The 19,260-nt window shown below is 65.3% G+C and carries 19 protein-coding genes; 13 read left to right on the top strand and 6 right to left on the bottom strand.

Translation table 11 applies throughout. From position 1 onward, the window contains the following. The first annotated feature begins 49 nt into the window (after positions 1-49). From K414_RS0105715 to K414_RS0105675, 9 genes are all read left to right on the top strand, one after another. Positions 50-1,129 (top strand): hypothetical protein, encoded by a 1,080-nt coding sequence (locus K414_RS0105715; protein ID WP_027495073.1) that lies wholly within the window; start codon positions 50-52, stop codon positions 1,127-1,129. 26 nt (positions 1,130-1,155) lie between these two features. Then, positions 1,156-2,307, top strand: coding sequence for an HpcH/HpaI aldolase/citrate lyase family protein (locus tag K414_RS0105710; RefSeq protein ID WP_202595048.1), 1,152 nt, complete (start codon positions 1,156-1,158; stop codon positions 2,305-2,307). Further along, entirely contained in the window at positions 2,304-4,637 is a 2,334-nt protein-coding gene (locus K414_RS26130; RefSeq protein ID WP_081701540.1) for a phosphoribosyltransferase, read from the top strand. Before K414_RS0105710 ends, K414_RS26130 begins: the two co-directional genes overlap by 4 nt. Next, a complete protein-coding gene (locus tag K414_RS0105700) occupies positions 4,634-5,437 on the top strand; it encodes a hypothetical protein (protein ID WP_027495071.1) in 804 nt (267 codons plus the stop codon). Before K414_RS26130 ends, K414_RS0105700 begins: the two co-directional genes overlap by 4 nt. A gap of 39 nt (positions 5,438-5,476) precedes the next feature. Beyond that, positions 5,477-6,838, top strand: a complete 1,362-nt coding sequence (locus tag K414_RS28130; protein ID WP_051364953.1) for a PPE domain-containing protein — start codon at positions 5,477-5,479, stop codon at positions 6,836-6,838. A gap of 2 nt (positions 6,839-6,840) precedes the next feature. Further along, complete coding sequence (locus tag K414_RS0105690; protein WP_027495070.1) at positions 6,841-7,575, top strand: ESX secretion-associated protein EspG; 735 nt, start codon at positions 6,841-6,843, stop codon at positions 7,573-7,575. Positions 7,576-7,681: 106 nt separating this feature from the next. Then, the gene (locus K414_RS0105685; protein ID WP_237606142.1) at positions 7,682-8,260 is read left to right on the top strand and encodes a hypothetical protein; all 579 of its coding nucleotides are present in this window, start codon (positions 7,682-7,684) and stop codon (positions 8,258-8,260) included. Next, entirely contained in the window at positions 8,260-8,487 is a 228-nt protein-coding gene (locus K414_RS0105680) for a helix-turn-helix transcriptional regulator (RefSeq protein ID WP_027495068.1), read from the top strand. The genes K414_RS0105685 and K414_RS0105680 overlap by 1 nt, the downstream gene beginning before the upstream one ends. A 91-nt stretch (positions 8,488-8,578) precedes the next feature. Next, positions 8,579-9,802: a TerD family protein gene (locus K414_RS0105675; protein WP_237606141.1), complete on the top strand. Its 1,224-nt coding sequence runs from the start codon at positions 8,579-8,581 to the stop codon at positions 9,800-9,802. On the opposite strand, the gene K414_RS0105670 is transcribed toward K414_RS0105675, so the two are convergent. The 3 genes from K414_RS0105670 to K414_RS0105660 all read right to left on the bottom strand — a co-directional run bounded on the left by K414_RS0105670 (position 9,777) and on the right by K414_RS0105660 (position 14,507). After that, positions 9,777-11,225 (bottom strand): glycosyltransferase 87 family protein, encoded by a 1,449-nt coding sequence (locus K414_RS0105670; protein ID WP_048319254.1) that lies wholly within the window; start codon positions 11,223-11,225, stop codon positions 9,777-9,779. The two genes, K414_RS0105675 and K414_RS0105670, sit on opposite strands and share 26 nt — an antisense overlap. Positions 11,226-11,336: 111 nt before the next feature. Then, a complete protein-coding gene (locus K414_RS0105665) occupies positions 11,337-13,640 on the bottom strand; it encodes a transglycosylase domain-containing protein (RefSeq protein ID WP_230074926.1) in 2,304 nt (767 codons plus the stop codon). 435 nt (positions 13,641-14,075) lie between these two features. Then, complete coding sequence (locus K414_RS0105660) at positions 14,076-14,507, bottom strand: DUF5318 domain-containing protein (RefSeq protein WP_027495064.1); 432 nt, start codon at positions 14,505-14,507, stop codon at positions 14,076-14,078. A gap of 99 nt (positions 14,508-14,606) precedes the next feature. Here K414_RS0105660 and K414_RS0105655 point away from each other — a divergent pair, with 99 nt between their 5' ends. Both K414_RS0105655 and K414_RS0105650 read left to right on the top strand, forming a co-directional pair. Beyond that, complete coding sequence (locus K414_RS0105655; RefSeq protein ID WP_237606140.1) at positions 14,607-15,422, top strand: DUF1707 domain-containing protein; 816 nt, start codon at positions 14,607-14,609, stop codon at positions 15,420-15,422. A gap of 24 nt (positions 15,423-15,446) precedes the next feature. After that, positions 15,447-16,289: a DUF1707 domain-containing protein gene (locus K414_RS0105650; RefSeq protein ID WP_027495062.1), complete on the top strand. Its 843-nt coding sequence runs from the start codon at positions 15,447-15,449 to the stop codon at positions 16,287-16,289. Positions 16,290-16,315: 26 nt separating this feature from the next. On the opposite strand, the gene K414_RS0105645 is transcribed toward K414_RS0105650, so the two are convergent. The 3 genes from K414_RS0105645 to K414_RS0105635 are packed head-to-tail and all read right to left on the bottom strand — an operon-like array spanning position 16,316 to position 17,303. Next, complete coding sequence (locus K414_RS0105645) at positions 16,316-16,588, bottom strand: DUF4235 domain-containing protein (protein ID WP_027495061.1); 273 nt, start codon at positions 16,586-16,588, stop codon at positions 16,316-16,318. Next, positions 16,585-16,863: a DUF3618 domain-containing protein gene (locus K414_RS0105640; protein ID WP_027495060.1), complete on the bottom strand. Its 279-nt coding sequence runs from the start codon at positions 16,861-16,863 to the stop codon at positions 16,585-16,587. Before K414_RS0105640 ends, K414_RS0105645 begins: the two co-directional genes overlap by 4 nt. After that, the gene (locus tag K414_RS0105635; protein ID WP_237606139.1) at positions 16,860-17,303 is read right to left on the bottom strand and encodes a phage holin family protein; all 444 of its coding nucleotides are present in this window, start codon (positions 17,301-17,303) and stop codon (positions 16,860-16,862) included. Before K414_RS0105635 ends, K414_RS0105640 begins: the two co-directional genes overlap by 4 nt. Positions 17,304-17,500: 197 nt before the next feature. Here K414_RS0105635 and K414_RS0105630 point away from each other — a divergent pair, with 197 nt between their 5' ends. Together K414_RS0105630 and K414_RS0105625 are read left to right on the top strand one after the other, a co-directional pair. Next, complete coding sequence (locus K414_RS0105630; protein ID WP_027495058.1) at positions 17,501-18,091, top strand: PadR family transcriptional regulator; 591 nt, start codon at positions 17,501-17,503, stop codon at positions 18,089-18,091. Continuing rightward, positions 18,084-19,166, top strand: coding sequence for an inositol-3-phosphate synthase (locus K414_RS0105625; RefSeq protein WP_027495057.1), 1,083 nt, complete (start codon positions 18,084-18,086; stop codon positions 19,164-19,166). Before K414_RS0105630 ends, K414_RS0105625 begins: the two co-directional genes overlap by 8 nt. Positions 19,167-19,260 lie beyond the last annotated feature (94 nt).

Below are 19,260 nucleotides of genomic sequence, written 5' to 3'. Positions count from 1 at the left end.
CGCCGCCGCGCGTCGTTCCCAGGACGCCGCTGTCGCCGCCTTTCTCGACATGGACAAGCGACAGTCCATCGCATCCGCCGGCGTCGAGGCATCCACCGCGCTGCGTCCGGAGGACGGACTCGCCCGCCGATGGTTCGATACCGAGAAGCTGTGTTTCGACGCGGGAGCGGCGTATCTCGCTGCCGTCGAACAGTTCGACGGAATCACCACTGCCGCCGCGAGGTCGGCATTCGACAACGCGACGCGACTGCTCCACGACGCCAGTGTCGCCGTCGACCGTTTCTACGAGGCTCATCGCGGGACTCTCGAGCACGCCTCGGCACAGTTCGCGGCCACCCCGCGCCTGGTGCAGGACGCGCTGGCCGAGGCGGACGCTGCGCGGTCCACCGTCGACGAGCAGTACGCCACCTATCCATCACTGCGGCAGGCCTGGAACGAACTGGACTTCGCCACAACACAATTGAACGATCTTCGACGGGATCCGCTGCGTGCGCGAGAGCAGGCCGCCGTCGTCCGGGACAGGTCCTCTGCGTTGCGCGAGGCGGTTCGCTCGGCTCCCGGACGCCAGCAGGAGGCCCGGACCGCACTGGTCTCGGTGCGGACCCGAATCGAAGCCGTACGAACGAGATCCGAGGGGATCGCGCCGGCCTTCTCGAGTTTGCTCCGCGAATTCAATGCCAAGAGTTCGGCAGATCTGTCGCACAACGAACGATCGAGTGTGCGCCACATCGAGCAGGCCGACGAGGATCTACGAGCGGCCCGTTCGGCGCTCGACACGGGCAACCCCGAGCAGGCCTTGGATCTCGTCGCCCAGGCCCGGTCGCACCTGACCGATGCCGAGCACCTGGTCGATGCCGTCACCGATCGTGTTCGCCTGCTGCGCGCAGTCAAAGCCGATCCGAGCGAGACCGAGAACAAGGTCCGGTTCAAACTTCGTGACGCTCAACAACTCGCGATCAATCGTGGTCTGGTTGCCGAATGGGGCTCGGTGCTGGATGCTCAGCTCGCCCGGATCGACAGGGCGAGCAACGCACTGACGGGTACCCATCCCGACTACTGGTCATATCTGCAGGATCTGGCTACCATTTCGGACTTCATCGCAGGCGTGATCGAACGCATGCGCAGCTAGCACCGACCGCATTCACACGAAGGATCATGGTGCAACACTTTCGCCATCTCGACGCCGACACCCGCGAACGCATGTTCTTCCTGCAACCGGAGGACATCGCGGTCAGCGACGGAAACAATGTCCTAGCAACAGCACTCGGTGCAACGCTGTACATTCCCGCGACCCGTGCGGACCTGACCGCGACGGTGCGCAAGCGCACCGACGAGGGCGTTCGATCGATCGTGATCGATCTCGAAGATGCAGTCGCAGACCATGATCTGCAGTACGCGGTGGAGAACACCATCCGAACTCTGAACGAACTCTCGGGTTCGAATGCCCTGGTGTTCGTCCGAGCCCGCACTGCCCAACAGATCCGGACGGTCTGCGCCGGTCTGGCTCCCGGGGCCGCAGGACTTGCCGGATTCGTCGTACCGAAGTTCACCTCGGCAACCGGAGCCGAGTACCTCGACGAGATTCTCGCCGCATCCACCGCGCACGACACCCGCCTGTTGGCGATGCCGGTTCTCGAGTCGGCCGAGGTGGTCCACCGCGAAACACGCGACACCGAACTTGTCGCCATCCGGGAACTACTGGGAAAATACCGAGACATCGTGCTGGCCGTCCGCATCGGAGCCACCGACATGTGCGGCACCTTCGGCATTCGCCGCGACCGTGACCTGACGATCTACGACGTCCGCGTCGTGGCCGACGTCATCAGCGCGATCGTCAATCACCTGGGCCGCAACGACGGATCGGGATTCGTCATCACCGGGCCGGTGTGGGAGTACTTCGCAGACCACGAACGCATGTTCCGGCCACTGCTGCGCCAGACGCCGTTCGTCGACCAGGAGGCCGTGCGCTTCCGGCAGCAACTGGTCAGCAGCGACTTGGACGCACTGCTGCGCGAGGTCGCCCTCGACCGCGCCAACGGTATCCAGGGCAAGACGGTCATCCATCCATCCCACGTTCCTGCCGTGCACGCATTGTCCGCAGTGACGCACGAGGAATACCACGACGCCCTCGATATTCTGGCCTCCGATCAGGGCGGCGCGCAGGCCTCCGGCTACCGGAACAAGATGAACGAGCTGGGACCACATCGCAATTGGGCGAAACAGACGATGGTTCGCGCCCGGGCATTCGGGGTCACCAACGAAGGGATCACGTTCGTGGACCTACTGACGGCGCTGGCTCAGCGATGACCGACAACCCGGCCGACGGCATCGCCCTGACCGACACCGGCTCCTCGTCGTCGTGGACGGCACGACAACTGGTGCGTCCCGGCCTACGCCGCAATCCCCGACGGGCACATCTGTTGGTGTCCACTGTGCTCGGCAAACACATACCCGTGGATCCGGACGTCGTCATCGGTGCCGGCGATGAATTGGCCGGCCTGGTCGCTGCGGCGGTCGGCGGCTCCGACGTCGATGTTCTTGGATTCGCCGAGACGGCAACGGGATTGGGTCACACGGTGGCAACCGCCCTCGATGCGCGCTGCTATGTGCACTCGACCCGCCGCACGGTCCCGGGCATGACGGTGCACGGAGAGTTCGAGGAAGGGCACTCGCACGCCACCGACCATCTGCTGATGCCGACCTCGGCGGACCTGCTCGGCGGCGAACTACCCCTCGTTCTCGTCGACGACGAGATCTCGACCGGAGCCACCGCACTCGATGCGCTCCGCCAGATCCATTCCACGGCTGCGCGTTCCCACTACGTCATCGCATCCCTGGTGGACATGCGTACCGCCGAGCATCTCGACGCGACCGCAGCAACGGCCGCCGAACTGGGCGTCGTGATCGACAACGTCAGCCTCGCTCAGGGATCGGTCGAGCTGGCACCCGGGCTCGTGGAGACGGTACTGGACCTTCCCGATCCGACGTTCAATCCGATTGCTGTACAACCTGGTTCGGTACACCGCATCGACGCGCACTGGCCCGCAGCTCTACCCGAGGGCGGCCGCCACGGCTTCCTCAGGTCTGATGCAGCCGGGTTCGACGACGCGATCGAAGCAGTCGCGGCCACCGTCGACGCGTCGCTCCCCGACTCGGGTGCCGTCGTGGTCGTCGGCCACGAGGAGCTGATGTACCTGCCGTTACGCCTGGCGGCAGCGCTGCAACAACGCGGACACAGCGCACTGTTCCAGACGACCACCCGCTCGCCCGCCTACGTACTCGACGTGGCGGGCTACCCACTGCGCCGGGGCTTCGAATTCGTAGCGCCCGAGGACGAATCCTCTCTGCGCTACCTCTACAACGCCGACGCGCCGGCCGGCTCGACCCTGGTGTTCGTCGCCGATACCCCCGCGGATACCGACGCACTCACCGCCGCGGCAGAGACACTCGCGGCGGCGGGCACCGACGTGCTGGTCGTGGTCGTGACCGGTGCCGATCCGCAGGCGCTCGAGATCGCCAGACGCGCCCGTCCGCTGCGTGGGCCCGAGTTCGGCTCGTACGCGCCGGACGAGGTGACCTGGCTACTCAAAGACCTGTCGGGGATCTCGCTGGAAGCGGCAACGGCGGAGCGCGAGAGGGCGATTCAGGCCGGCACGGCGCACTATGCCGAATCGCTGCCGGTGGAATACCAACCCGATCTTGCGTATCGCGAACTGTTCGAGAAGGTACTGCACGAGAGTGCGGCGCGGCTCGCGGTCGCCGTCGGAACCGTCACCGAGGTGGTGCTCGCCGAGCGCGGACACGACATCGTGCTCGCGTCACTGGCCCGGGCCGGTACTCCGGTGGGAATTCTGATGCGGCGCTGGGCTTTCGCCGCCCACGGCATCGAACTACCGCATTACGCCGTCTCGATCGTGCGTGATCGGGGTATCGACAGCGTCGCTTTGCGCTACCTCGCCGAGCACCACGATTCACGCTCGGTGGTGTTCGTGGACGGCTGGACCGGCAAAGGTGCCATCGCACGCGAACTCACAGCGGCACTACGCGACTTCCCTGGGGCGGACTTCGACGACGATCTGGCCGTGCTCGCCGATCCCGGACACTGCGCTCGCACCTACGGGACCCGAGACGACTTCCTCATCGCCTCGGCCTGCCTGAATTCGACCGTCTCGGGCCTCGTTTCGCGAACTGTACTCAACGACAGCCTCATCCGGCCGGGTGATTTCCACGGCGCGAAGTACTACGCAGATCTCGCACCCGACGACGTGTCGCGGCATCTACTCGACGCGGTGACGGCTCGATTCGACGACGTGCGTGACGAGGTCGCGGAGACGGTGTCGTCGGTGCTCGCGTCCGACAGGACTCCCACCTGGTCGGGATGGGCATCGGTGGAGAAGGTCCGCCAGGAGTACGGCATCTCGCACGTCAACTTCGTCAAGCCCGGTGTCGGCGAGACCACGCGGGTGCTGCTACGCCGAGTACCGTGGCGCGTGTTGGTGCGCGACGCGAATGCTCCGGAGCACCAACATATTCGGATGCTCGCCGAAGCCAGGGGAGTACCGGTCGACGTGGTACCCGACCTCGCCTACTCGTGCATGGGTCTGATCAAGAACGTCTCCACCGAGGATGCCTCGTGAGCGCCCTCGTCGCCGTCGACCTCGATCGCACGATGATCTTCTCCGAAGGCGCGCTCGGTGTGCCCCTGGACGAGACGTTCGAGTGCGTGGAGGTGTACGAGGGCAAACCGTTGTCGTACATGAGCACTCGGTCGATGTCGCTGCTCCGCGGGTTGAGCGAGAGCGTCCCCGTGGTTCCGACGACGACGCGGACCATCGAACAGTTCCAGCGCATCGACTTGCCGGGTGCCCCGTGGCGGTACGCCATCACCAGCAACGGTGGCAACATTCTCGTCGACGGTGAGCCGGATACGGCCTGGCGCAAGGGCTTCGATCTGGACCTGGCCGGCATCGGCGCAGAGTTGAGATCGAGGGTCTCCGAAGACTGGGTGCTCAAATACCGCGAGGCCGACGGCCTGTTCTGCTACCTCGTCGTCGACGTCACCGCCGTCCCGCCGGACTTCGTCTCGGACTGGTCGCAGTGGTGCGCGGCACGCGACTGGAACGTGTCCCAGCAAGGCCGCAAGATTTACACGATGCCCAACGCGGTGTGCAAGAGCTCCGCGGTCGCCGAGGTCCGATCCAGGCTGATCCACGACGGCGCTCTGGACCCCGAGGCCGGCGTGTTCGCGGCCGGTGACGGCGCACTCGACGCCGAGATGCTCATGGCCGCCGACGAGGCAGTTCGGCCGCGGCACGGCGAGCTCGAACTGCTGGGGTTCACCCGCCCCGGGTTGACCGTCACCGATTCCTCCGGCGTACGGGCCAGCGAGGAAATTCTCGAGTGGCTGCGGAACCGAACCACTGCGCACCGCGTCTAACAGTTCGTCGGGGGGACAGGCGCGTGGCAAGGGGTGGGCATGGCGAATCCGTACGAGGAACTCGAAGCGACGATCGACGGGATAGTCACCAACATATTCGTGACCCCGGTGGGGCCCGAGCTCGTCGGCACCATGCTCGGGGAGGCGTTCGAGAAAGCGAACGGGGCATTCGACTACCGCGGTGACTACGAACCCAACGAAGTGACGATCACCGAACCGTTCGAGGTGATGTCACACGAGGACATCGCGGGCATGGTCGGGTCGTTGGCCATCGGTCCCATTGCGACCTCGTCCCAGAACTGGAACGACCTCTCGGCCGCCGCCGGCTCTGGCTCCGACGGCTTCCGAACGGGAATCGAGGCGGCCATGGCGTCGGGCTGGTCCGGGCCGATGTCCGACGCCGTGCGCGGCGGCGTAGGCGATTACGTCTCGTCGGCGTCCGCGCTGGCCACGTCGATGAGCCTGATCGGGAACAAGCTGCTCGAAGCACACGCGGGATTCGAGCAGACCAAGTCGAGAATGCCGCCGGTGGTCGCCTCCGAGGCCAGCACCCTGATCGGTTCCCTGCTCCCCGTTCCGTTCGCTACCAAAACGGCGACGGCAGTGCAGGAGGAGCAGCAGAACGAAGCGCGTCGCATCATGCGATCGGTGTACGTACCGGGCGTGGTGCTGTCTGACACCAACGTTCCGGTGCTGCCGACGGCGCACAATCCCGTCGACGGCGGAGGCGGTGGTTCCACCGGCGGCTGGGCAGGCGGTTTCCCGCCGGGCAGTTTCCCGGCCGCCAGTGGGAGCGGCGGTGCGACGTCCGGTGGGGGCGCAGGCTCGGCAGGAGCCGTCGATCCCGCAGCGCAGTCGGCTGCGCAGCAGACCGATGCCGGCACCGCGACGCCTGGACAATCGGGCCCCGGGCAACCGGGTTCGAGTCCATCCGGACCGCTGCCGCCTGCAGATCGGTCCGGGGAAACCCGGGCCGCCGCAGCCGGTGGCCCCGGAAATGCTCCCGGGGGACTCGGAAGCAACGTGGGAGGCGGCGGATCCTCGGGGACAGGCTCCCCGGGCTCCGGCTACGGCGGCTCGGGCTACAGCGGCTCCAACTACGGCGGCTCGGGCTACAACGGATCCGGTGGCGGTGTGGGCTCCGGTGCAGGTTACGGCGGCTCTGTTCTCGGGTCTCCGATCGGTTCCGGCGGTTCCAGCGGCGGCCCGGGTGCGGCGGCGGCCGGTCGAGCAGGGGCTCACGGTATGCCCGGAGTGGGCGGTATGGGCGCGGCGGGAGGTCGTGGCACCGGCGACAACGACGGAGAACACACCACCCCCGGCTATTTGATCGACGTGGGCAACGGCAGCGAACTGATCGGCGACCTGCCACTCGTCGCACCCCCAGTGCTCGGCGGCTGACGGTGACGCAGTGGACCGTGCGCGGCATGGATTTCGCGATGCTCTGCAGTCGTTTCGGACGGGATCGGTTGCCCTACCCTCTGGCCGTCACCGTCGACGTCGATACCGAGGATCAGCTCCGACGGCTGCGGCGCGAAGCGTCGGCGAGGATCGACGCGCTGGTGGACGAGCGGCTCGAGGCAGCCATCGGAGTGGTGGTCGACCCCGCTGTGCGCATCGAATGCCGAAGCGACACACACGCTCTCGGGCAAAGCCCGGTGCGCGTTCATGCAGCGGTGACCCACGATCTCGCGGTTGTCCTCACCCAACAACCTGGGCCGGACTGTTCGGTCACGATCGACGCGGTGACCCCGGCATCTGCCCCCGTACGGATCGCCGAGTCCGTGCCGACCGTGCAGGCCGGACGCCGTGCGGCCGCCACCCTCGAACATCCCTGCACTGCAACCACATCGAACGGAGCAATCCTGTCCACGGCCACTCGAAACGCGACTGCGGACGAGAAGTTCGAGGCGTTCTTCGCCCGACCGCGATCGGCAGTCGGCGAGGTGATCGTCGCGCGCGGTGCCACCTACGACCACCGCCGCGATACCGACGCCGTCTCGTTCTTCTGGATGGACTTCGACGGGGACGGCCGCTACCTCGTTCGTTCCCACGCGTCGATCGACGTCGTGCCCGCCGATTCCACCCGATTGGTTGCCGAGATTGGGCGACAGTTGGAGTCGGCCTTACGCCGATGACACAGCCCACCCCTTGACACCGTATCGATTTTCGATAGGTTATCGATATTCGTTGTTATCGACTATCGATATGGAGGCGGGCGGGATGGCATACGGACTGGGTTCCATGAGGACCAACAAGTGGGCGATGGTGTTCTACGGAGCACTGGCCGTGGGCTGGACCGGCTGGAAAATGTGGAAATACCACTCCTCGGACTACGTCCTTGCCACGGTCGAACCCGAGTGGAACACCCCACCCGTCGAGTTGTTCGGAGGCCAGTTGCAACCGGGGAACTCGGTCGAGCTGAGCGTCCCGAAAGCCGAAATCGTACGACTGCTGGGCTTCATCGACGTGATGCGCTACGGATCCCTCGCCGTCGGACTGGTGATCATCCTGGTGGGCCTGCTGTTCTTCTACCGCTTCTGCGATCGCGTCATCGCCGGGAATCCCTTCACCAACGCCGCACGCACCGACGTCGTAGTGATCGGCGCGTGCATTCTCGCCTACCCCATCATCACTGGGTTCATGAACATGCTGGGCACCAACAGCGTCGTCGGTGCGCTCGAGCTGAGCGGGACCGTGGACACCGCTCGACCGGCCACCGGTCTCTGGATCGCAATCTTCGTGTCCACATTCCTGCAATTCGTCTACGCCACCATCGCCCAGGGCACCAAGCTCGCTCGTGATGCCGATGGTCTGGTCTGATGGCCGAGGAGTTCGTCGACCATCTCGTCGTGTGTCATCTCGGCGAGATCCTCGAAGCCCGCGGCATGACGCTCGCCGAACTGTCGCGTCTGGCGGGGGTCAGCGTCGTGAATCTGTCGGTACTCAAGAACGACCGCGCCAAGGCCATCCGATTCTCCACCTTGACCGCCGTGTGCCGGGTGCTCGGCTGCACCCCTGGCGACCTGTTCACCCTTCGCCAGATCTGACCTATACGCCGTCGCAGCCACACCAGTTAAGACAAATCGACCAAGTACATTGGATGACGGTAACCAGCACTTTGAGAGAGAGTCCACCACATTGTCTGCTCCGGCCGGTCAACCGTTGTCCAAGGGTCAGAACGGCCCCCTCACCGTCGGCGACGTCGTCGTGTCCATCGCCCTGGCAGTGCCGGCCGATCTGTCTGCACTTCTGGTCACCGACGCCGGAAAGGTGCGCACGGACGCCGATTTCGTGTTCTTCAATCAGCCGACCGGTCCCGGTGTTCGCCTCGAACCAGGGCAGGGCGGGCCGGCGCGGCTCGCCGTCTCGCTCGGCGCAGTTCCGTCCGACATCGAGCAGATCCGTGCGGTCATCACCCTCGACGACGCATCGAGCAACTTCGGCCGATCGGCACCCCCGGTCGCGCGAGTCAGTGACACAGCGGGAAATGTGTTGTACGAGTACACGATCGACGGTCTCAGCTCCGAATCCATCGTCATCGCGCTGGAGATCTACCGCCGCCAGGGGAGCTGGAAAGTGCGCGCCGTGGGGCAGGGATACGCGGGCGGTTTCGCTGCGTTGGTGACCGATCACGGTGTCTCCGTGGACGACGCGCCGGCTCCGGCACCCACCCCGCCCCCTGCACCGCCGACGCCACCCGCCCCGGCCGCGCCTCCCGCAGCCCCTCCCGCCCCGGTTCGCTCCGAGGCTCCGGAGGTCAGCCTCACCAAGTCCAAGCCCGTCAGTCTGTCCAAGGGCCAGAAGGTCACTCTCCGCAAGGACGGCGGCGTGGCCCTGACGGTGATTCGCATGGGCCTCGGCTGGGACCCGGTGACGACCCCGAAGAAGGGTGGACTGTTCGGCGGCGGAGGCCGTGCGGCGAACATCGACCTGGACGCGTCGGCAATCATGCTGGCAGATCGCAACGTCAACGATGTCGTGTACTACGGCCAGCTCAACGCCAAGGACGGGTCGATCACGCACAAGGGAGACAACCTGACCGGCGAGGGCGAGGGCGACGACGAGGTCATCGTCGTCGATCTGACGCGGGTACCCCAGCACGTCACCGGCATCGTCTTCACGGTCACCTCGTACCGCGGCCAGACGTTCGAGCAGGTTGCCAATGCGTTCTGCCGGCTGGTCGACAACACCACCAACACCGAACTCGCCCGCTTCACCCTGCAGGGCGGCATGCCGTTCACGGGATTGGTGATGGCAAAGGTCTACCGCCAGGGCAGTGAATGGAAGCTACAGGCCATCGGCGACGGCATCCAGGCCAAGCACGCCGGTGAAGCCGTCAAGCAGCTCGGCCGCTATATGTGACCGCACGCCGACCGGTTCGATCTGCAGCGCCGTCGAGTACGCCACCGAGCGGGTCGACGGCGCTGCCGTTTCGAATGAGATCCTCCGACGGCCGGTAGATCTGCCGAACGATCAACGCGCACAAGCCGATCACTGCGATATCGCGCACGACCACGGTGGCGGTGAACCACTGTTCGGGCAGACCCTTGTTGTCCACGCCCAGGTAGTAGTACATCCGGGGGAACCAGACGAACGCGTCGATTGCCATCCACGCCAACAGGATTCGACGATGCGGTAGAGCCAGCACCGCGAGAGGGACCAGCCACAGCGAGTACTGGGGACTCCACACCTTGTTGGTCAGCAGGAACCCGGCCACCACCAGAAACACCAACTGGGCCAGCCTCGGCCGGGTCGGAGCCGTCGTACCGATGTAGGCGATCAGCGCACACACGACGGCGAAGAGCAGCAGCGTGACTGCGTTGAGAACCATCGGCTTGTCCCCCGGATAGAGGGGGCCGTCGAAGCCCGTCCATCCGGTGAAGGAAGTGACGACGTTGTACAGCGAATCGGGGTCGGCTCCGCGCTCGGAGTTGAGCCGGAAGAACTCGTACCACCCCGTCGAATACAGCAGGGCCAGTGGAAGATTGACCGCAAGCCAGGCCCCGAGGGCAGCCACTGCGGTCAGCCCCCACTCGCGCATGCGGCCGGCCCGCCAGCACAACACCAGCAGCGGTCCGAGGAACAACAGAGGATAGAGCTTGGTGGCACCGCCGAGGCCCAGCAGTACACCGGCCAGTACGGGCCGCTTCTTGGCCCAGGCCAGCAGACCGGTGAGCGCGAATGCCGTTGCGAGAGCGTCGAAGTTGGTGAATCCATGCACGATCACCAGCGGTGAGGCAGCCACCAGGGCAGCGTCCCAGATGCGTCGTCCCGCCGAGATCGCCGTCGCCCACACGGTGACCAGCCACGCGACGGCCAATCCCAGAGCGACGACGTTGAAGTAGACGACCACAGGCAGGGCTTGCGGCAGGAAACTCAGTGAGTTCCATGCCTTTCCGACGACCATCGAGCCGTACTGGTACAGGCCGGCAATGACCGGGTACTCCATGTACCGGATCTGACTCGACCCGTCGGCCTTCGTTTCTTCCCAGGACTTCTTGTACGGAAACGCGCCTTGGTCGAGCCGCTCGGCACCGTAGAGCGGCACGGTGTCCGAATAGCACATCGCCACGTACTGGCGACTGCCGCTCCAGTCGAGACCGAGTTCACCGTTCGGACCCACCGGTGCCTGTTGAATGCACGCCGCCTTGGCGAACCAACCGAAGCAGAGAAAGACCACAGCGAGCAACAGGATGACCCGCAGCGCAGTGAACCACCGTTGCCGACCGACCAGAGCGTGCGCGCCCACCGGCCCGCCGATGACCGAGGACAGTTCCTCGGTCATCGGATCGGTACGGCTGGGTGCGTCACGGTCCGCTGCAGTCGCCGTGTCCAGGCGACCAGGACTGGCAAGGGCTCTGCCCTTGCGCTCGGGTTCGGTCGTCACCGTTCGGTGCTACTGGCCGGGAGTCGCCGGTTCGGGGGCTGCCGGCTCGGGTGCTGCCGGTGGCTGTGCGGGCTGAGCCGGGGCCAGACCCGGCAGCGGAATGGTGACGCCCGGCAGAATCTCGACCTGACGCGGCGTGATGACCACCGGCGGCGAAATCTCCGTCGGGATCGGCAGAGTCACGGGCGGCGGCGCGGACGGAGCCACCGTCGTGACCGGTGCGGCCGGTGCCGAGTACTGCGGGACACCTGCCTGACCGGCGATGGCCTCGGGCGTCGGGAACGTCTCGTTCGAGGTGCCCTCGAGCGTGCCGTCCATCGTCGCCTTCCAGATGTCCGACGGTATGCCCGATCCGTAGATCGGACCGCCGTAACTGTTCTCGAGCGGCAAGCCCTGCTCGGTACCGACCCACACCGCCGTCGACAGTGACGGGGTGTACCCGACCATCCAGGCGTCCTTGTTCTGCCCGGTATCACCGAGCTGCGCGGTACCGGTCTTCGCCGCCGATTGACGACCACCCGCGAGGTTGTGACCGTTGGAGTACCCGGCGATCGGACGCATCGCCGACGTCACGTTGTCGGCCACCGCCGCCGAGACGACCTGCTGACCGGCCTCGGGTGCACGATCGAGCAACACCGTGCCGTCGGCCGTGACGACCTTCTGCACGAAGTGCGGGGTGTGGTAGACGCCGGAGGCTGCCAGTGTGGCGTAGGCCGAGGCCATATCGATCACCCGCGACTGGTACTGGCCGAGCACGATTCCGTAGTTCGGGCCCGCGTTGTCGGGCTCGGTCAGCGTGGGGCCGACGCCCTCGATCTCCTGCGGGATACCGAGCTTGTGTGCCATGTCCGCGATCGCCTGCGGGCCGTTGTCCATGCCGAGCATCATGCGGTAGAAGCTCGTGTTCAGCGACCGCTTGAGGGCTTCGGCGATGGTGCACGTGCCACAGGATTCGCCCTCGACGTTGCTGATCTGGATGCCGTTGACGTCGAGCGAGGAACTGTCGTACATCTTCGACAGCGGAATTCCCTGGTCCAAGGCAGCGGCGAGGCCGAACACCTTGAACGACGATCCGGTCTGCAACCCGGACTGCGCGAAGTCGAAACCGCGCCCGTCCGCGCCGCCGTAGTACGAGCGGACCGCGCCACTGCGCGGATCGATAGACACCGACGCCGTGCGCAGCTCCGACGGCTCACCCTGCAGGTTGTTGTCCACGGCCTCGACCGCGGCGGCCTGCGCCCTCGGATCGATCGTCGTCGTGATCTGCAGACCCTCGGTGTTCAGATCCTGATCACTGACCCCGACAGCCGACAATTCACGCAAAACCTGCGCCTTGATCAGACCGTTGGGACCTGCGTCGGCGGCATCACCCGAATCGACCTGAGAAATCGGGACCCACTGCGGATACTGCATCGCCGCACGCTGAGTCGGATCGAGCTGGCCCTGCGAGACCATGCCGTCGAGCACGTAGTTCCACCGCGACTGAGCACCGGTGGGGTTGACTTCCGGATCGAGTCCGGAAGGCTGCTGGATGGTCGCAGCCAGTACTGCGCCTTCCTCGACCGAGAGCTGATCGACGGATTTGCCGAAGTACGCCGTCGACGCGGCAGCGATGCCATAAGCGCCACGACCGAAATAGATGGTGTTCAGATACGCCGCGAGAATGTCGTCCTTGGACCATTGGCGAGCCATCTTCGACGAGATGACCAGCTCCCGCATCTTGCGCGTCAACGTCCGCTCGGAGCCGACCACCGCATTCTTGACGTACTGCTGGGTGATCGTGGAACCGCCGCCCGCGCTGTCACGTCCGAGAACGTTGTCGCGCAGGGCACGGCCGAAGCCGGTCACCGAGAACCCGGGATTGGAATAGAAGTCGCGATCCTCCGCCGAGAGCACGGCGTTACGCACGTGCTCCGGAATCTGGTCGATCGTGACATCGGTTCGGTTGCCCTCGGGTGGCACCACCTTGCCGAGCACGCTCGACCCGTCGGAGGCGAAGATCGTCGCAACCTGATTGGTCCTGAGGTCACCGGGCCGCGGGACGTCCACCAGCGTGTACGCCACCATGAACAGCAGAATCGGCACTATCAGGCCCAAGGCGATCAACGCGTAAATGGTGCGTCGAACAACCCGCCACTTGGACTTCTTCTTCGTTTTCGCGGCGGAACCTCTTTCGGGGGGCTCGGGCGGTTCGTTGCCCGAGGAGCTAGCTGATGGATCGTTCGGTTCGTGTGGCGGCGGGACGGATCCCGATCGGGTGACACCTGCCGCGGCGTAGCGACCGTCACCGGGCGGTCGACCCTGCGGTGGCATCGGACGCTGGCCCGGAGGCGGACCCGGGCGTTGGCCGGCGGGAGGCATCGGCGGTCGACCCTGCGGTGGCATCGGACGCTGCCCAGGAGGGGGCCCGGGGCGCTGACCCGGAGGCGGTACCGGACGCTGACCCGGAGGAGGCATCGGCGGTCGACCCTGCGGTGGCATCGGACGCTGCCCGGGAGGCGGTAGCGGACGTTGGCCCGGAGGAGGCACCGGACGTTGGCCCGGTGGGGGTACCGGACGACGTCCGGGCGGATCGGAATGGCGGCTGCCGCGCGGTGGTCCGGGCACGTCGGGGCGCCGTCCGGAGTCGCTACGGCCAGGTTCGTTGTTACCCGGGTTGTTGTCGTAGGGGGAACTCACGTACGAATCTCCAGTAATCTCGGCGGCCGCGTCGAATTCTCGGTGGCTGGGTTCAGCGAAGCGATTGTGTCATTCACTCGCAGTTCGACGGTTCGGTTGACGGGATCCCGATCGTGGGCGACGGGGTTGCTTGGGTGCGGGCACGGCCCCGAGGACGTAGGACTGGACGAGGTGATTCCAGCTGCACGAGCGGCAGACCTCGACCACATGGACCGAAAATTCCTCTTGGGTGGCAGCCAGCCGGCCGAGTTCGTCGGCCGTTCTCGCGGAGCCGGACAGGGGTCCGAGCTTCTCGCCGAACACCCACGACACGAGCGTGAGCTGCTCCTTCCGGCAGATCGGGCACACTACGTCGCTGCCGCGGCCGTGGAACTTGGCGGCACGTAGAAGATAGGGATCTGCATCGCAGACCGCTGCCACGCCCGTCCTACCGGAGTAGACCTCGGCCAGCAGCGACCGACGCTGAAGGGCGTAGTCCACCACCTGTCGCTGAAGTCGCACGAGAACCAGAGTACGTGCGGCAGTGTCGATGGAGACCTGCGATCCCCGCCTGGACGACGATCGACCCCCATTCCTGGGCCGAGAAACTATGCTCCACCTGTGCCGACGCGACTGTCACCCAGTACGCGAGCGCGTGATGTGGATCGCACCGATACTTGCGCCACGTTGGACGAAGCACTCGCCGATGGCCAGCTGTCCGATTTCGAGCACGCCGCAAGGATCGATCTGGCGAAGGAAGCCGACACGATCGCCGATCTGCACGCCCTCATCGAGGACCTTCAGAACGACACCGATCTGCCGCCGATGGCCGACCCGATCGAGTTCGCGCATCCGATCACGACGGCAAAGGGCTCACGCCTGGGCTTCATGGCCGTCGCGGTCCCTGCCGTTGCCGCCCTCGTGGCGCTCACCTTCGGCATTCGCGCGTGCTCGAACACCGATGACCCCGAATCGGGTCTCGGGTCGGCCGGGTACAAGAATCCTGCAGTCGTCGTAGATATCGTCGATGCACTGCAACAGAAGATCGGCACGTCGGTGGTCGACAGACTCGGGCTGTACGACGACTACGCCGCCATTTCGGCACCCGCACCCGGGGTGCCACAGAAGCAGGTCAGCTACACCTATCGCGACGGCGTGATCGACGACTACGACGACAATTTCTCGAGCACCCGCGACTTCGACGAACCTCAGATCGACCTGGCGACGGTCGATCTGACGAAGGCAGCGGGGATCATCGCCGGTGCCCGCGAGAGCTTGAACATGAGTCGCATCGACAGCTACAACGTGAGCTTCCACGGCAGCGACAACGGCCCGCAAATTTCCGTCTCCGCCGACAACACCGACCAGGAAAGCGGAACTCTCCTATTCGATCCCGCAGGCAACTTCCTGCGTGTCACGCCGTTTTCGTTCGGCTGATGTGTCCGGAAAGGAAGCCCGCAGGTGGCTCAACGACCCGATTTTCGCGCCCGTGACATCGACCGCGCGCTGACCGCCACCGTTCTGGATTCCGCATACGCCGACGGCCAGCTCACCTTCGACGAGCACCGCCTACGCAGCGAACGTGCGCGGGTGGCCATCACCCTGCGCGATCTGCGACGCCTGGTCTCCGACCTACAACTCGACATCGACCTTCCGGAACCACCGCCGCGAACATCCGAACCGAAGAACCGGCTACTGCTGGCACTCGGCTCGGTCGTCATCGTGACTGTAGGGCTGGTGGTGTTTCTGTCGACCAGGACCGGCGAAGAACCGGTTCCGACTGCTGCCGTCGTCGCGTCCACGACGACGCGCAGCGTGACCCCCACCGTGCCAATGGACCTGCCGGTCGATGTCACCCCGATAGTCGCCCGCCCGTTCGTTTTCGACACGGCAGCCGGACTCGACGATTTCCGAGAACGCTACGTGGAACGCTTCGGGAGTTCGCAGGTTCTCGAGGTGTTCATTCAGATGGACGGCAACCGTGCCGACGTCTATCGCCCGACGGCAGAGGGCCGACGAGAGCGCGTGTTCGTCTCCGGAGGGTTCGAGGTGTATCACGAGACCGAGCCGCCCGAGGAACTGGAGGCGCTCTTCGACTGGGCCACAATCGATTCCGCGGTTCTGGCAGGCCTCGTGGCGGGAACTCCCGACGCCGTCGGGGTCCCGGACGCCGCCGTCGAATACGTCATGATCACCGACTCCCGCGGTGAGCAGCGCATCTCGATCACGGCAAAGAACTACGACGATCAGGGTGGCCGCGTCGAAGCGGACTTCGCGGGCAACATCGTCTCGGTAAGCCGATAGACGCCGCGAATCATGTTGCGTGTCGGCTACTTCGGGCTCTCGTGCGTGATGGCGCGGTAACCGGTTGCCCCTACCCGGTCGACTGCGGCCTTGACGACGCCGAACACCGCACCGTGGACGGCTGCCGCGATCAGCACCTCTCGGACGGAGCGATTCAGATCCTTCGGGTCGGGGGCCGCCGCGTCGTCGTCGCCGACGTGCTTCCACACCTGCTTGAACACCGCGCCTGCCGCCAGCCCGCCGAGCACACTCGTCGCCAACGACATCGGTCTGTAGAACGCCTTCGATACTGCACTCATCGAAACACCTTTCTCGTACGTCGGCGACGAAGAAGAACCGTCACCAACACTGCGGTCACCACGAAGCCCACGGCCCCTGCGGCAGTGCCGGGCCTACTGCGCACCGCATCGGAGGCACGTGTCGCCTGTCGAGAGGCCTCGCTGCCCACTCGAGTGGGGATGTCGGCTTTGGCCGCGAGAGCGGCGACGGTGTCGGCCAGTTCGGAACGCTGTTCCTCGATGCTGGGCGGCTGATCGGAGTTGCCGGGAACACTGTGCGCCGGTGTGTCGGTCATCGGATTCCCTCCTTCACTGCGGTGATGTTGTCGCCGATACGTGCTGCGGTGTCCGCGGGAATCGGCGGCAAGGCCTTCTTGGCCCGTGACGCGCCGACTGCGGCCAGAATGCCCCCGATCGCCAGCACCACGATCGCGACGATCAGCGCTGCGAGCCATGCGGACAACACTGTCGCCAGTCCGAGCACTGCGGTAGCGATCAAGGTGGCGAGCCCGAGGAACAGCAGCAGCGCACCCGCGCCGGAGATTCCGACGCCTACCCCGAGGCGGCTTCCCTTGCTCTTGACTTCGGCGAGTCCGGCGTCGATCTCGGTCCGGACGAGCGTCGAGACCTGGGTCGTCAGTCGCTCGATCAGCTGCACCGTCGACAGGTCCGCCACGTGGGAACCGCGCTCGGACTCGCCGTTCGACAGTGGGGGCGGTTGATCGTATTCGTGCATGATGCGCTCCTTCGATGTAGTGCCGTCCTGTGTCGATACCCGTGAAGGACCCCGAAAAACACGTCCGCGAATGCCGGTTCGCGCGATGTAACCGGCCATTGGTTTGTCACTTCATGTATCGGCGCGATACATTCTCCGATAGTGTGGCTCATCGCATCGCCAGGATGTGATCGTTGGATTCGAGAAGGGGGAGTTGCATGCTCGAGCTCGCAATTCTCGGACTGCTTCTCGAATCACCCATGCACGGTTACGAGCTTCGCAAGCGGCTGACCGGCCTGCTCGGAGCATTTCGTGCGTTTTCGTACGGATCGCTGTACCCGGCGCTCCGTCGACTACAAACCGACGGGCTCATCGCCGAGGACGCCGGTCCCGAACTGCTCGTGAAAAGACGAGCAAAACGGGTGTACGTGCTCACCCCCCTCGGCAGGGAACGATTTGCCGAACTGGTGGCCGACACCGGACCGCAGAACTACACCGACGACGGATTCGGCGTACATCTGGCCTTCTTCAGTCGAACCCCGGCAGAAGCTCGGGTCCGCATTCTCGAAGGCAGACGACGCCAGGTCGAGGAGCGCCGAGAAGGCCTCCGCGACGCTGTGGCCAAGGCGAACGGAACACTCGACCGCTACACCCGGCAACTCCACCAGCTCGGTCTCGAATCGAGCGAACGCGAGGTGCGCTGGCTCAACGAAGTCATCGCAGCCGAGCAAGCCGCCCCCAACCCAGCACCGTCCCACACAGCACCAAACAGGACAGTCAAGACAGAAGGAGAACCCGACCATGGGTGAGAACAACAACGCAATCCGCGTGGCCATTGTGGGTGTGGGCAACTGCGCCTCATCCCTGGTCCAGGGTGTCGAGTACTACAAGGACGCAGACGAGAACGCCACCGTTCCCGGCCTGATGCACGTCATGTTCGGCAAGTACCACGTCCGCGACGTCGAGTTCGTCGCCGCGTTCGACGTCGACGCCAAGAAGGTCGGCTTCGACCTCTCCGAGGCCATCTTCTCCAGCGAGAACAACACCATCAAGATCGCCGACGTGCCCCCGAAGGACGTCCACGTCCTGCGCGGACCGACCCTCGACGGCCTCGGAAAGTACTACCGCGAGACCATCACCGAGGCCGACGGCGAAGCAGTCGACGTCGCACAGGCACTGCGTGACGCCAAGGTCGACGTCCTCGTGTCCTACCTCCCCGTCGGATCCGAAGAAGCCGACAAGTTCTACGCACAGGCCGCCATCGACGCAGGCGTCGCCTTCGTCAACGCCCTCCCCGTCTTCATCGCCTCCGATCCCGTCTGGGCCAAGAAGTTCGAGGACGCTGGCGTCCCCATCGTCGGCGACGACATCAAGAGCCAGGTCGGTGCCACCATCACCCACCGCGTCATGGCGAAGCTGTTCGAAGACCGCGGCGTGCAGCTCGACCGCACCATGCAGCTCAACGTCGGCGGCAACATGGACTTCCTCAACATGCTCGAGCGCACCCGCCTCGAGTCGAAGAAGATCTCCAAGACCCAGGCCGTCACGTCGAACCTGCAGAAGGAATTCAACGCCAAGGACGTCCACATCGGACCGTCCGACCACGTCGGCTGGCTCGACGACCGCAAGTGGGCCTACGTCCGCCTCGAAGGCCGCGCCTTCGGTGACGTTCCCCTGAGCCTCGAATACAAGCTCGAGGTCTGGGACTCGCCCAACTCTGCCGGCGTCATCATCGACGCAGTCCGCGCCGCGAAAATCGCCAAGGACCGCGGCATCGGTGGACCGGTCATCCCGGCTTCCGCATACCTGATGAAAAGCCCGCCGAAGCAGCTGGCCGACGACGTCGCTCGCGAACAACTCGAAGCCTTCATCATCGACGCGTAATTCTCCGCGGCACCGACGCCCGCCGGTCCACTCAACGTGACATTGACCCCCAAAAAGGCCACCAAATGTCACATTGAGTACCGGCGGGCGTTCG

It is taken from the genome of Rhodococcus sp. JG-3 (genome assembly GCF_000482405.1).
In the GTDB taxonomy this organism is placed as follows: domain Bacteria; phylum Actinomycetota; class Actinomycetes; order Mycobacteriales; family Mycobacteriaceae; genus Rhodococcoides; species Rhodococcoides fascians.
Note: the sequence above shows the minus strand (reverse complement) of the source record. Positions and strands in the feature narration are given on the sequence as shown.

Excerpts from the sequence above, each read along its gene's own strand:
- K414_RS0105715 (WP_027495073.1), top strand. The coding sequence starts at position 50 with ATGGACAAGCGACAGTCCATCGCATCCGCCGGCGTCGAGGCATCCACC.
- K414_RS0105710 (WP_202595048.1), top strand. The coding sequence starts at position 1,156 with ATGGTGCAACACTTTCGCCATCTCGACGCCGACACCCGCGAACGCATG.
- K414_RS26130 (WP_081701540.1), top strand. The coding sequence starts at position 2,304 with ATGACCGACAACCCGGCCGACGGCATCGCCCTGACCGACACCGGCTCC.
- K414_RS28130 (WP_051364953.1), top strand. The coding sequence starts at position 5,477 with ATGGCGAATCCGTACGAGGAACTCGAAGCGACGATCGACGGGATAGTC.
- K414_RS0105685 (WP_237606142.1), top strand. The coding sequence starts at position 7,682 with ATGAGGACCAACAAGTGGGCGATGGTGTTCTACGGAGCACTGGCCGTG.
- K414_RS0105680 (WP_027495068.1), top strand. The coding sequence starts at position 8,260 with ATGGCCGAGGAGTTCGTCGACCATCTCGTCGTGTGTCATCTCGGCGAG.
- K414_RS0105670 (WP_048319254.1), bottom strand. The coding sequence starts at position 11,225 with ATGACCGAGGAACTGTCCTCGGTCATCGGCGGGCCGGTGGGCGCGCAC.
- K414_RS0105665 (WP_230074926.1), bottom strand. The coding sequence starts at position 13,640 with ATGCCACCGCAGGGTCGACCGCCCGGTGACGGTCGCTACGCCGCGGCA.
- K414_RS0105645 (WP_027495061.1), bottom strand. The coding sequence starts at position 16,588 with ATGAGTGCAGTATCGAAGGCGTTCTACAGACCGATGTCGTTGGCGACG.
- K414_RS0105640 (WP_027495060.1), bottom strand. The coding sequence starts at position 16,863 with ATGACCGACACACCGGCGCACAGTGTTCCCGGCAACTCCGATCAGCCG.
- K414_RS0105635 (WP_237606139.1), bottom strand. The coding sequence starts at position 17,303 with ATGCACGAATACGATCAACCGCCCCCACTGTCGAACGGCGAGTCCGAG.
- K414_RS0105630 (WP_027495058.1), top strand. The coding sequence starts at position 17,501 with ATGCTCGAGCTCGCAATTCTCGGACTGCTTCTCGAATCACCCATGCAC.
- K414_RS0105625 (WP_027495057.1), top strand. The coding sequence starts at position 18,084 with ATGGGTGAGAACAACAACGCAATCCGCGTGGCCATTGTGGGTGTGGGC.